This is a genomic window from Cohnella sp. GCM10020058, assembly GCF_042683485.1.
Taxonomy (GTDB): domain Bacteria; phylum Bacillota; class Bacilli; order Paenibacillales; family Paenibacillaceae; genus Cohnella.
Genome location: NZ_JBHUJV010000009.1, coordinates 167,997 through 181,067, shown reverse-complemented (window position 1 = coordinate 181,067; position 13,071 = coordinate 167,997). Strand labels below are relative to the sequence as shown.

The following is a 13,071-nucleotide window of genomic DNA, read 5'->3' as shown; positions in this document are numbered from 1 at the left end:
TGGCTTGTTGGAAAATCGGCCGGTCATCCGGCTGCGACGCATCAGCCTTTTACGCCGCCGAGCGTCGCTCCTTCCATAATCATGCGCTGGAACAATACGAAAACCACGATCGACGGAACCATGGCGATCAGGAGCCCGGCAAAAAGGGTGACCCAGTCGGTCGTATACTGCATCATCTGGTTCGCCAGATACATGTTGACCCCGATCGTGTACTTGGCGGGATCGCTCAAATAAATGAATGGTCCCAGAAAGTTGTTGTACAAGCCCAGAAACTTGAATATGCCGACAGTCACAAGCCCGGGCATCGACAACGGCAGGATGATGCTCCAAAAGGACCGGAACAACGAGGCGCCGTCCATATAGCCGCTTTCTTCCAACTCCTTGGGCAAGGACTGCATGAACCCGCCGAGCAGCATCAAATAGAACACGCTCTCTCCGAGACTATCGAGAACGATGAGCCCGGTCAGACTGTTCGTCAGATGCAAATCGCGCATCAGCACGTATTGCGGAATAAGGGAATTGATGCCGGGAAGGAACAGAGACAGCATGACAATCGCCCAGATCAGCTTGCGTCCCTTGAACGTCAACCGGGTTAGCGCATAAGCGTTGACTGCGGTCAGCAGGGTGCCGAGCACGAGACTGACGCCCACATAATAGAGCGTGTTCAGCATCGTCCGGCCGATGCCGAATTTCACCCAGGCTTTGCCGTAGTTGCTCCAATGCAGCGTTTCCGGCAGCCGCCAGGCGCTTTGAAAAAACGCCATGTTCGTCTTTAAGGACTCGTAGAACACCCATATCAACGGAAACAGAATGCCGAGCGACCATATAATCAGAATGGTCCACCATAGCAGATCGGCCAGCGAGCGGCGCTCTTTCACGTCATCCTATCCTTTCCGATAAAGTGTCGCCTCCCGGCAGCAAGATCAATATTCATAGGAGCGGTTCGGCAACGCTTTATCCATGATGACCTTCGCGCTTACCAGTATCGCGAACAGCAGCATGCCGACGGCGGAGGCATAGCCGTAATTGTGGAAGTCCGTTCCGAACGCCATATTGAACATGTACAGACCGATAACCTCCGTCGAGCCGGAAGGTCCTCCGTTCGTCAAAATGAGCACCTGCTCGAAGCCTTTGATCGTGCCCAGCATCAGAAACAAGGCGCAAACGCGGATGATCGGCATGATCAGCGGCAGCGTAATGCGGAACAGCCGCGTCATATGGCTGGCGCCGTCCAATTTGGCCGATTCGTATAAGGAAGGCGGAATGGACGTCATCGCGTTGATGATGATGACGACGTAAAATCCGACGCCTCCCCAAACGCTGGGAGGCACGATCGCCCAGATTGCGGTGCTCTTCTCTCCGAGCCAATAATAGTTGTCCATATGCACGCCGATCAGGCGAAGCAGCGCGTTCAAGATGCCGAAGCTGCCGTCGTATATAAAGGTCCACAGCAAAGCCACGATGACGGAGGAAAGCACGTTCGGAAAGAAGAACAGCACCTTGAAAATTCCACTCCCTTTGTAGCCCTTGTTCGTCAATATATAGGCGAGCACCAGCGAGATGGCGATCACGGACACAGGAACGGTGACGGCGAAAAAGAGATTGTGCTTCAGCGCGCGCCACACGTAGGGATCGTGCGCCAGCGCTTTGAAATTTTGCAGTCCCACGAATCGGGGCTCCGAAATGCCGTTCCAGTCCAGGAGCGAATACACGATCGCGAGCAGATTCGGGTATAGCGTAAAGAGTGCATACCCGCCCAATGCGGGCGTCAGCGCGACGATCAGAAAAATCCGCTTTTGCGCTTGCGCCGAAAGCGACCTGGCTTTGCGGCCTTCTATGCGGGAGGGTTCGACAGCGGATGGGTTCAACTGTTTTCATCCTTTCAGGGTTGGGGAAAGCAGATTTGGCTCCGCTTCCCCCGCCCCGGTCATTTTGCGTTTTTCTGCGCCTCGAGCGCCTGGGTGTGCAGCTTCTCCGCTTGCTCCAGCACCGGAACCGGGTCCTTTTTGCCCGACGTGATCTCCGTAATGGCCTCGGTCAACGTTTTTTCCGCTTGCGCCGCAGCCGGATCGGAAAGCGTTACGGTGCGGATTTGACTGGTCACGACGGTTTTGTTGGCGCTCATATATTGCAGGACCGCTTTCGGTGCACTCTGCAAGGATTCCATCAACGTCTTGTCTGCTACGAATTCTTGGCGCACCGGCGTAGCGCCGCCTTTTTCCGCGAGCGCCTTCTGGACGTCCAGCGTCCACAGCCACAACGAGAACTCTTTGGCCCACTTCTTGTTCAACTCGGGCTTGGCGGCCCAAATGTAGTTGCCGTTGCTTGTAGAGCTGGAGATCCACTTGGTGCTGTCCGGGTCGTTCCCCATCGGCACGGCCATGTATCCCCACTCGAGATCCGGCGGAACCGAATCCTTCATTTCGTTCTGAACCCAGTCGCCCGTGAGCACCATGGCCGCTTGGCCTTGCAGCATTTGCATTTGCGATTGCGTATGGCTTAATGCGGCCACGCCGTCCGGGAAGTATCCCTTCTTGCCGAGCTCGTAAATGCGCTTCCAAACTTCTACGGTTTCGGGAGCCAAATATTGCGGAAGCGCATAGGTCTCGTAGTTTTTCTTGAACGTATCGAGCGTTCCGTTCTGCTCGGCGAGCTCGAACATTTTGGCGAAGCCAAAGCCGTTGTCCAGATAACCCGGATATTGGCCCGGATACGTCATCGGAATGATCCCCTTGGCCTTGATGTCCGCGAGCAGTTGTACGAATTCGTCCCAGGTCTTCGGATTTTGATTCCAGCCGTACTTCTCGAACAGCTTTTTGTTGAAGAACAAACCGCCGTTGCTCACGACGTTAGGCAGATTGTACGATTTGTTGAAATAGCGGAGGGCCCCTTCATAGATGCCGGGAATCGCCAGTTCCTTGACCGTTTTGCCGTTGCCGTCGGCGACGACTCTGTCCCACAAGTCGTCCTGCGGTTCGAGCTTGCCGGCCTGCACGAGCGGGATCATCGCGTTTCTTCCGCCCGGCAGGGTCGTGTTGAACAGATCGAACATATTCTCGTCGTCGTTTGCAGCGATTTTCGTTTGAATGATCGTATTGATTTTGGGCGAATACATCACTTCGAAGCTGACGTTCGGATACTTCTTCTTAAATGAATCCATCGCCAGATCGATGTATTCTCTGCCCAGGCCGCCTTCGAAAAAGCCGTATTTCAGCACCACTTTTTCATTTTTCGGCAGTCCGTTCTCCGGATACGTATCCGAGGCTGAAGAAGCGGCCGCTGATGACGATGCGGGTGCCTGCGAAGATTGTTCCGCGCTGTTTCCTCCACCGCTGCATGCAGTGCCCGTTGCGGCCAGCAGCGTCGACATGACAGCTAACAGTGCCGGTCTCGTTCCGATTTTTAGTTTCACCGGTTTCATCCCCTTAACGTCCTTTTGATTTTTTACATTCGATTCGTTGCTCGATTCGCTGCTCGATTCGCTGCAACTGTCGAACCCGTTCCTAGGCGGCAATCAAATGCACCGCAAATGTACCATCCTGCCTCGCAGCCGGTAAATAGACCGTTTTTTCCGGCTCACCATAAATTACGCGGTCCGAAAAACCCGCATGGTTACAGGCATTTCGGCGTTCCCCCATGAAGGACGCAAGGATTCGCCGTTCCGTGGATAAACAAAAAAAGACCGGTCCCGCCCGGCGGAACCTGAGATTCGCCCGATGGAACAGATCTATACCGTTTTTGCCGGCTTGGCGGTTTTTACCTTCATTGACGGCGGTAATGCCCCGGCGTATTTCCGGTATGCCGCTTGAATACGCGATTAAACGTGTTGACATGCAAGTAGCCCACCTCGGCCGCGATATCCTGGATGGCGAGGTCCGACTCGCGAAGCAGCTCGATCGCCTTCTCCGATCTGACCTGCCCGACGAAGTCGACGAAGTTAATGCCGAGCTCCTCCTTGAAGATCCGGCTCAGGTGGCTTGCCCGAATGCCGAATTGATCGCATAACATGTTGAGGGACAAATCCGGATTGCAGAAATGATCGGAGATATACTGCCGTACCTCCATAATAATTCCGTAGCCCTGCCGGAGCTCCCTCTCTTTACGAAGAAGCTTAAAAATGCCGTGCAGCGTATCGGACAAGGTACGCTTTGCATCCTCCAACGTTTCCGTTTCGGCAATTGCCTTTCTCACTTCGGGGTACGCCTCGTTGTCCCAGAATTCGCGCAGCTCGCCGGGAAGCTCCTCCATTTCCTTGAATAAATTCGTGGACAGGTAGCTAAGCAGGTTAGCCAACTGCTCTCTGGACAACAGCCGCCCGTCGAGCAAAGCGTACAAGTCGCCTAGATGCGCGCTCCACTCCTCCTCCCCGGCGCGGTAGGAGCGGCATAATTCGCGGATATGCTTCAGACATCTGGAGATTTCAATTTCAGGGCCGGAACCGATGTCTTCGGGACGAATCACCCGGCCCGAGCCCAGCGAAGGCTTATAATCGAGTACGGTTCGGGTTAGCTTGTAGGAAACCGAAATATTCGCGATCTCTTGTACCTTCGAGCCTAAGGCGATCGTCGCCGTAAACGACAAATGCTCGCGAATCCAGTTGTTCATCTGCTCGGACAAATGGACCAGCTGCCCGTAATCGCCCCGCTCCCTCGATAAACCGAACAAAACACCCAGCCTTTCCTGGCCGATCCATTCCGCCCAGATGACCACGGATTCATTCGCCGCCATCTCGGACAGAACGGATTGAAGCACCTGCTTCATTAATATTTGGTCGCCCGAGCGATACATGTCCGAGAAAGAAGCGAAACGGTCGATCTCCAAAACCGATACGACAAAATCACGTCCGTTCGGATCGACGGCGAAGCGCCTCAGCTCTTCCTCCCATCGCTTCGTCCCGCTGCTGTCCTCCAGCATCTGCATAAACATATGGCGTTTTCGATAGGCGAGATTTTCTTTGTTTTCTTCCTGAAGAATATTGGAGCGGTCGACCAGATGTTCGATGGCGTTCTCGATCAATCCGAATTCGTCCTTCGGCTTGTCCGGCCATGCTGTATACTTGCGATCTCCGATGCCGTAAATCTTGCTGGCAATCTGACGGATCGGCTTGTAGTTGCGCCTGGAAGCGTTGATCAGCCATAGGACCGCGATCACGACGGTCGTAAGCCCCACTGCGAGCCACAAGTAAAACAACGAAGCGATCCATTCGACGATGCCCGACTTGTATATGCCGCTGCGGATCGTCCAGCCCGTATAATCGGACCGGACATGGGACCATTCGTTTCCCGCATCCTTTTCGGAAGCCGGCAGACCGGAGGCCAGCAGCTTGTCCTCATCGTCGACAAGCTGTATGTAGGTCAAATTCGAATCGGCCATGCGATGAATGAGCGCCCCTAACGCTTCCGTACTAATATTGACCATAATCATGCTGCGGTCGGATAAATTGGCGATTTTGACGAGCGAGACCACGTTTGCAGGCTCGACGCTTCCAGGCGTGATCTGCAGCTCCCTCGGCCCTTCCCATCGAAAGGGCGTTAAGCTGGCGATATGGAGGGCAATCCATTTTTTGTCCGCAAACTGATCGATCGTCGTGTTCTCCCAAGGGGTGAGCACCTTCTGGTCGCTTGAACGAAAAAGGACGATCGATTGAATGAGCGGATTATCCGCAATCGCTTCTTTAAGCGCGCCGGCCGCTTGGTAATCCGTATACAAACGGCCCCCTTCGTCGGCACGCCGAAAAAAACGCTCGATCCGCGGTTCCTTCAGCAAGGCCAGCATTTTTTGTTCGACGTCTTGCAGAGAGGAGTCGATCATCCGGGAAATGTCGTGCGACAGAACCTCGTTCGCTTTTTTGGCGGACTGCTTGGACATTTCGTTCAGCGTCATATAAGACATGGAGAGCAGCGTTAATGCGATCACGAATACAATAGGAAAGAAGGACCAGAAAATGCGGTTAACGCCGGTCTTTGGCATGGTGGCCTCTCCCGTCTGCGGCAAAATCTCATTTGTGCACTCGTCCTGAATATGGATACATTATATATATCACGATATAGATGGAATCAGGGAGTTTTCAGTGCGGCAGTAGAAAACGGATGATTTCGTTTGCCATGTCATAATCATAGAATATATAATTTTGTATAAATCGGATTAAACGATGGAGCTGGAGAATAGGTGACCCGGGTGAAGCGAACAATCATTGCAGCAGTTGTGTCGTTGGTACTCGTGAGCGGGCTTGCTTTATGGATACAGGATCCTTTCTCCGACCACTCGGAATCTCCCCAGCTATCGAAGCAAGATGAACCGTTGTCCTTGCATATTTTCGTCAGCAGCCCTCCTTCTTCCTCTTTGCCTGACCCATCGGTGGACTTTGTCCGACAGACGATCGAGTCCAAGTTCCATGTTCGGCTTGAAGTTTCAGCCGTGCCGGAGGGCGACTATGACACCCGATTAGCGGCGCTGCTCGCCTCGAACGCTCCGCCGGACATGTGGCTCGGCATCGGGGCGGATGGAGGCGCTTCTTACGCACTGGACAACGCCCTCGCGGAAATGACGTTATTCGTAACCCCGGAAACCATGCCGAACTATTTCAAATATTGGGTAAATGAGACTGAATTGCGCCGATACCAATTCCACAACAAGTTTGTGCGGGCGCCTCTGCCTTACGACAAGCAGGCATACAGGGCTTATTATATTCGCAAAGACTGGTTAGATCGTCTGGCCCTGCCCATTCCCGATAATTACGAAGCCTATGTTCAAACGCTTCGCGCATTCACCTTTAATGATCCGGACGGCGACGGCAAGGACGATACCTACGGCTTCACCGCCGCTGGCGACGGGAGAAGCTTGTCTACGGACTGGCCGGAATATATCAAGCATGGACTCATCTATCCCGCCTTTTATGACGGAAACAGACTCGTCGATATGCAGATGGACGAGCATGTAGGCCAGGTTGTGGACGATATCCTGAGCATCATCCACGAAGGCGTAGTGGAACCGGACTGGTTCCTGAACGATCGAGCCGATGCGCTTGAGAAAGCGGTTCGCGGCAAGGCCGGCGTCGTACTGGGGACAACGGCGGATTTTGCTTACGATGCGAATCCCAAGAGTCTTCAGGCCCGAAGCAAAGCGTTCGATCCGAACGCGAACTGGGTTCCCTTCAATCCGCTGGGCCAATCGCCGTTGCAGGCCGCCGTCTTGCCCGGCGCTCCGTTCGTATTCTCGAATAACGCTGCCGGCCTGAACCCGGACAAGCTGAAGCGGATCGCTCAAATCCTGGATTGGCTCAGCAGCGAAGAAGGCTTTTTGATGACCCACTACGGGATCGAAGGAAAACACTATACCCGCCAAGGCAACACGATTACGCGAATCCCGTCCGCCTACGAGAACGACATCGTCAAGAAGGGAAACTTTCTCGATATATGGGACTTCTTCACGCCGGATTCTCCTCAGACGTTCGGGTTGAAGGTGATGGATCCAAGAAAAACGGCAAGAGACGAAGCGATCGCGCAGACGCTTTCCGCGATTCCCGTATATGAAAGCGTAGGGACGCCATTGACGCCGCCGCTGGATATTAACGTCGAGACGATGCGCGACAAACAAGACGAGCTGCAGGTCAAGATGCTTTTCTCGGACAAGTCGGGCAAAAATTGGCCCGCATACCGTAAGGAGATCATGCAAAATTACAACGGCAACGCCATATTCAATCAATATAACTTAGAGATTCGTTCGGCTAGAAACGGTAAATAAATGGATCGACAGCGGCCGGCAAATCGTGCAGAATCTGCCGATCGACGAGCTGCCCGCGTATGTTCGAAATGCGGATTATTTGTTCTACTTCAACGGTTGTACTCGTGTCATCGGATGGCGTCTCCGTTTCTTCCGGCGCTTCTTCCTTCACGATCGTCGTCAGGGCGTCCATCTGCAGATCGGTCTCGCTGACCCAGATCATCCCCTGTCGGCCTATCGCCGCCACGCCGTTCTTTCGCTGCAATGCCTGCAAATATACATCCTTTTTCGCCGATTTCAATCCTTTCGAGAAGAAAGGATGCAATCGCGCAGTTATTTTCCTTCATCAGCCCGATTTCCGGCTGTGCTTTAGAATTTGCCTGCATATTTGCAGGCATTTCATCAACAGCCGCGAGCAATTGGAAAATACATGTACATATGCAGGCTTTACGCTCCCGCCACATATCCGGAAAGCGGCCGTTTCGCGGATCGCGCGCTTACCTGTACGCCAATCGCCGCCGGAATCAGCAATCAAAAAAAGGCGGCCAGGCGGCCGCCGTACGTCTTGCTTGCGCTTGCTTATTTGACTCAATACTCGCCTTTAACGACGAAGAACGAACCTCGAATGGTGCCAGCGAGCTTGGACTTCTGCCTCGCAAATTTAAACTTCTTCTCCTCCAGCTCCTTAGGGACTTCCATCCCTTCGGATAGCTTAAAGCCAACGGCCCGCTTCTTCGGATCATCCACCGTGTACAAGACATTTACGCCCAAGCCGTCCTCATAAAAGACAAAGGCCCAATCGATATTTTCGACTTGAAAACGCGATGTTTCCAGCGGTCGGGCCGCAAACGCAATACCACGCTCTTCTTTCAAAACGCGTTCCACATAATCCAGCGTCTCCCGGCTGTCGCCGGCAGGTACGACCGTAAATTCATGCTTGTATTTGTTCATGAAATAACGGGCTTCGTTCGCGCGCAAACCGGCTAGCGCTTCTGCAACCGGCGAAGATTCCAGACCGGCCGTAGACACGTTTTTATAATCAACGATAGCGGACATCCCTTATCCCTCCTGCCAATCTCGCTTACTTCTCGACAACCGGAACCCACATTTCGCCGTATACGAAACCGTCCCGCTGTCCCATCTCAACCGTCGCATTAGGCCCGCCGACATAGGCGTAATTATCGGCTGCCGGCAGGGCTTGACCGAAGGCAATGCCGGTCAGCATGCTGCTGAGCTCATCGGCCGACTTCCCTTCGCCTTTCACAACGAGGTATTGTCCCTTCGGAAACTGGATCACTCTGTGCTCTTCCGGTATCGACGAATCCGTCATGACGCCGGCGTAGTACATCATCTTGTGATTGACCGCTTCGTTGACGGCAAAGATGTAGTCGTTCGCGGCGACCGCTTTGAGCGTGTCGAGCCTTCCGTCCTGCTCCACGGACCGCCAGAAGTTTTCTTTCTCCTTATTCATGCCGGCATAATCCGTGTAATCGCTCTTCAGTTCCGTTCCGATGTGTCAAAATCTGTTCCTGTTTCGCGTTCCGACCTTTAAAGTTTGCGGCTTTGCGGACGCAGCGCCCAGGAGGCGATGGCAAGCGCGGTGACCAGATCGACATTGCCGCCATAGCGCATCAATTGCCCCATCCCGCTTAATGCGATAGAAAATGCGAGAATGACGGTGACGATCCAATAAGCGGCCGTCCTTCCGATTGGGCGGGATCCCGCCTTTGCGAGCTTCTCATTACCGGCCATCGTACTCATTTCCATTCCTGTTGCCATCGTTCAAGCTCCTTTTTCATTTTGTCATTTGTTTTTTCTCTTGATGAGCTTATAGTAACGATTAATCATGTCAAAATCTGATACTGTTTCAACATCTCCCGTTCGACCGCAATCCGGGACGTCAGGGAAATTGAAGCGATGGGAATGCCGCTAGTCGCCGAAGTCGGGAGAGACGGGGGCTATTTTGTGATGAACAACTCCGTCTTGCCCACTTCGCCGATCGGCAGCCAGCCTTCTCCGGATGCGTAGTCGCTCAAATCAATATCCTCGGTCAGCTTGTAATATAGACCCGCTGCCAAATGGTTGCGAACCGCATCCAACTGAGCGGCGGTTGCAATCTGATAAGGGAGTATCTGCGTATAATATCGTTACCCTTCTACCGCGGTGCTCTCTACAACAATTTCAGTACTTTTCCCTGCTTCAGCGCCTGCACTCTGTTATTCGCTTCCAATTTTCTGTATAGATTTTTTAGATGGCTCTTTACCGTTTCGGCTGTGATCCGAAGCTGTTCGGCAATCTCCTTATTCGATAGCCCCGTGTCTATCATCCGTAAGACCGTCAATTCCTGATTGGTCAACAGAGAGCTCGGCACCTCTTGCTTGTTCGTATGCTCCGTCAACCTGCGAAGCAAATCTCCGACATAGTTCAAGGAGACGGCAGAAGATTCCCGGTTAGCGTGCCGCCGTCTCTGCCGGACATATTCATGCAGCAGCTCGGCCATCGCGCTTCCCTCATCCAAGAAACTGCGTAAGAATTTATCCGGTTCCGCCAATTGGAGGGCGCATTCCAGTTTTACCGCCGCATTTGCCGCATCGCCCTTTCGATAGAGCACTATACTTTGCAGGACGGTCACTTTGACCTTATCCCAGAGCCGGTCTTGCTCATCGGCAAGGCGATATAATTGGTCGAGCAGTAGTAAAGCCTCGTTAAACCTTCCGCACGCCATAAGCGCCCTGGCCACGTGCTGATATTCCCTGATCGAGCCGGGCAGGACCGTATCGGTATGTTGCATTCCGCATGTTCGCAGCCAGCTCCCATCGAAGGAACCGTTGATCAGCGACAAGTAGGCCTGCTCCGCCTCTATTTTTCTCATAAAAAGATTTTTATCCTCGGAGTGAATCTTGGACTTCGCCTGCTCCAGCAATTCGAACGCTTTAGCCGAATTTCCGTTGGCCTGACCGATCTGCGCGGCAACGATATAAGCGATTACCGTAATAAGGGCATAGGGCTGCATGCAATTAGACCGCAGCACCCTCTCCGTATAAATCTCCGCCTCCTCCAAGCGGTTCCATTCATAGAGAAGCCAACTGTATGAGTTGTATAAATAACCGATAAACGGGTAGTTCTCACGGCCCTCCCATACTCCGATCCATGGATGCAGGAATTGCTCTGCTTCATGCAGATTGCCGAAAAAGGTCAAAAACGTATCGAAGGTGAACGAATACGAGTTCGCCTCCATTAACTGGAAATGAGCGCCTTTCGGCATCTTCCGATCGAACAGCTCAAAATATTCGTTGGCCCGTTGAAAGTCCTTCCGATAAAAGGAAACCCCCGCCGAAAAATACAATATCGTTCCTACGTAAGGTTCCCACGCCGGCTCCGACAGCTTGTCCTCCATGAGACGGATGCGTGAATCCGCCGCCTCGAACTCTCCCGCTTCCACGAGCACTTTGATATAAAGAAACTGAATGCCCGGCTTCCCCTCGAAGCAGGATTCTGGCAACGTACGCAGCGCCCGCGAATCCCAGGCGCGCGTATCCGCGCTCCAGGGCAATTGATCGAACCCACTCTTGACATGAAAATCCCGCAAGTGCTTCTCGATGAAGGCGCTTGTTACGACAGGATCCTCATTCATCAGCAATTGCTCGACCGCTTCTTTCATAAATCCGTGCTCTTCCAGCCAATGAGCTGCCTGGACACGGAAAGGCTTCGACGCTGCCGCATACTTCTGCCGAAAGAGTCGCTGAAGAAACTCGGAAAACAAATGATGATAGCGATACCATTGCCGACGCTCATCCAAAGGAACGATGAACAAATTGCGATGCTCCAATGTTTCCAGCAGCGCCTGACAGTCATTCTGTCCGGTAACAGCCTCGCACAACGGGCTGCTCATCCTGTTCAAGATTGAAGTTTGGATGAGGAAAGACTGCATCTTTTCGGACTGAAGACTGAAAACCTCCTGAAACAAATAGTCGGATATGCCGCGGTTTTCCCCGCTAAAAGCGCGAATAAACGCGGAGTTGCTGCTGCTTTCTTGCAGCGAAATAGCCGCCAGATGCAGTCCGCTGATCCATCCTTCCGTTCGGCTGACCAGACTCGCTATTTCTTCTTCCGAGAGCGATATTCTCATGCAGTCCTTAAAGTAGCGCGTCCCTTCCTCGACTTGAAACCGCAAATCTTGAATCGTGATTTTCACCATCTGGCCGGTCGTTTGCAGCCGTGCTGCCGGGAAAGGCATTTCTGCGCGACTTGTGATATAGAGGTGGATATGAGCGGGCAGATATGCGAGAAAATAAGCCACCGATGCGTGAATGGCAGCAAGATCGATGGTGTGATAGTCGTCAAAAACAATGACCAATTCCTCTTGGTACGAGTGAAGCTCCTGGATCATGGCCGCAACAAAAGGCTGAAAGGCGCCCGATCGAAGGGAAGAGAGATGCGGGCTCACCGCTTCGGCAAAACGAGGATGCTTACTGCCGACAGCAGCGATCGCGCAGCTCCAAAACTGGATCGGATCATTATCCTGCGGATCGAGGGAGACCCATACGGCAGATATGCCGGACTGCTGCAGCCACTGACTCAAGGCTGTGGTCTTGCCATATCCGCCGGGAGCCGTTATGGCTGTCAGCTTGCTTTTTAACCCTTTATTTAAAATCTCCGTGATCCCCGCTCGCTCGATCAGTCCATCGCGTCTCGTTGGCGGAATATGAAGTTTGGTACGCAGGACCATGGTTCGGCACCTCTAATCTAGCTGTATTCACCCTTTCTTTATTATATCGGATTCGGTGGAGATCGAAGACAGATTTACTCCACTGTGTATGAAGTAATGTCGTCAAAATTCCGCAAAAGGCGCTGCTCCAGCTCTTTTTCGTTTTCTTTTAATTGCTGCATGATCGGAATGCTCATATCTGTATTTGGGTTGTATTTAAGACCCCAGTGCATAATGGCAAATAGGACCGGAAACAGATCCAGTGCCTTTTGAGTTGGCCGGTACATCGTTTGTGCCCGGTTGGAATCGCCTGTTATTTTAACTAGCAAGCCTGCATCGACGAGCGATTGGAGTCGTGCGCTTAAAATATTGGTTGAGATGCGCTCGCGTGAAGCGAGAAACTCGCGGTAATGCCGCTTGTTATGGATCAGGACGTCACGAAGGATAATTAAGCTCCATGGATCGCCCCATATGTCGAGCGAATATACGATTGGACAAACGGTGGATTCTCGCTTTTTCATAAGCATGATTATAGTCCCGGCGCTTGCATTTCGCAAGTATTCAAGAGGGAGGATCATAATTGTACTTGCATTTTGCAATTACGAGTTTTATACTCGATTTGCCCATCAACAAATCGAGAG

Annotated in this window: 11 protein-coding genes and 1 pseudogene; 2 read left to right on the top strand and 10 right to left on the bottom strand. The window is 52.7% G+C overall.

Features of this window, described 5'->3' with window-relative positions:
- Window positions 1–41: 41 nt before the first annotated feature.
- The 4 genes from ACFSR7_RS16395 to ACFSR7_RS16380 form a co-directional block, all read right to left on the bottom strand.
- Window positions 42–878, bottom strand: coding sequence for a carbohydrate ABC transporter permease (locus tag ACFSR7_RS16395; protein ID WP_378163331.1), 837 nt, complete (start codon window positions 876–878; stop codon window positions 42–44).
- 45 nt (window positions 879–923) lie between these two features.
- Window positions 924–1,868, bottom strand: coding sequence for a carbohydrate ABC transporter permease (locus ACFSR7_RS16390; protein WP_378163329.1), 945 nt, complete (start codon window positions 1,866–1,868; stop codon window positions 924–926).
- A 59-nt stretch (window positions 1,869–1,927) separates the two neighbouring features.
- Window positions 1,928–3,412 carry an ABC transporter substrate-binding protein gene (locus ACFSR7_RS16385; protein WP_378163328.1) on the bottom strand — a complete coding sequence of 495 codons (1,485 nt, stop codon included), beginning with the start codon at window positions 3,410–3,412 and terminating at the stop codon, window positions 1,928–1,930.
- 350 nt (window positions 3,413–3,762) lie between these two features.
- Window positions 3,763–5,970, bottom strand: a complete 2,208-nt coding sequence (locus ACFSR7_RS16380; protein WP_378163326.1) for a helix-turn-helix domain-containing protein — start codon at window positions 5,968–5,970, stop codon at window positions 3,763–3,765.
- Window positions 5,971–6,300: 330 nt separating this feature from the next.
- Between ACFSR7_RS16380 and ACFSR7_RS16375 the strand changes: the two genes are divergently transcribed.
- The gene (locus tag ACFSR7_RS16375) at window positions 6,301–7,743 is read left to right on the top strand and encodes a type 2 periplasmic-binding domain-containing protein (protein ID WP_378163325.1); all 1,443 of its coding nucleotides are present in this window, start codon (window positions 6,301–6,303) and stop codon (window positions 7,741–7,743) included.
- On the opposite strand, the gene ACFSR7_RS16370 is transcribed toward ACFSR7_RS16375, so the two are convergent.
- The 4 genes from ACFSR7_RS16370 to ACFSR7_RS16355 form a co-directional block, all read right to left on the bottom strand.
- Window positions 7,727–7,996, bottom strand: a complete 270-nt coding sequence (locus ACFSR7_RS16370) for a hypothetical protein (protein WP_378163323.1) — start codon at window positions 7,994–7,996, stop codon at window positions 7,727–7,729. The two genes, ACFSR7_RS16375 and ACFSR7_RS16370, sit on opposite strands and share 17 nt — an antisense overlap.
- Window positions 7,997–8,310: 314 nt before the next feature.
- Window positions 8,311–8,778 carry a phage tail protein gene (locus ACFSR7_RS16365; protein WP_378163321.1) on the bottom strand — a complete coding sequence of 156 codons (468 nt, stop codon included), beginning with the start codon at window positions 8,776–8,778 and terminating at the stop codon, window positions 8,311–8,313.
- A 25-nt stretch (window positions 8,779–8,803) separates the two neighbouring features.
- Window positions 8,804–9,235 carry a GyrI-like domain-containing protein gene (locus ACFSR7_RS16360; RefSeq protein ID WP_378164612.1) on the bottom strand — a complete coding sequence of 144 codons (432 nt, stop codon included), beginning with the start codon at window positions 9,233–9,235 and terminating at the stop codon, window positions 8,804–8,806.
- A gap of 35 nt (window positions 9,236–9,270) precedes the next feature.
- On the bottom strand, window positions 9,271–9,501 hold the full coding sequence (locus ACFSR7_RS16355) for a hypothetical protein (RefSeq protein ID WP_378163319.1): 231 nt from the start codon (window positions 9,499–9,501) through the stop codon (window positions 9,271–9,273).
- An 87-nt stretch (window positions 9,502–9,588) separates the two neighbouring features.
- On the opposite strand from ACFSR7_RS16355, the pseudogene ACFSR7_RS16350 reads away from it, so the two are divergent.
- A pseudogene (locus ACFSR7_RS16350) lies at window positions 9,589–9,711 on the top strand (HTH domain-containing protein); the annotation flags it as partial.
- Window positions 9,712–9,892: 181 nt separating this feature from the next.
- Here the strand turns inward: ACFSR7_RS16350 and ACFSR7_RS16345 are convergent.
- Together ACFSR7_RS16345 and ACFSR7_RS16340 are read right to left on the bottom strand one after the other, a co-directional pair.
- On the bottom strand, window positions 9,893–12,451 hold the full coding sequence (locus tag ACFSR7_RS16345) for a winged helix-turn-helix domain-containing protein (protein ID WP_378163317.1): 2,559 nt from the start codon (window positions 12,449–12,451) through the stop codon (window positions 9,893–9,895).
- A 74-nt stretch (window positions 12,452–12,525) separates the two neighbouring features.
- Complete coding sequence (locus ACFSR7_RS16340) at window positions 12,526–12,957, bottom strand: winged helix-turn-helix transcriptional regulator (protein ID WP_378163315.1); 432 nt, start codon at window positions 12,955–12,957, stop codon at window positions 12,526–12,528.
- Window positions 12,958–13,071: the final 114 nt, after the last annotated feature.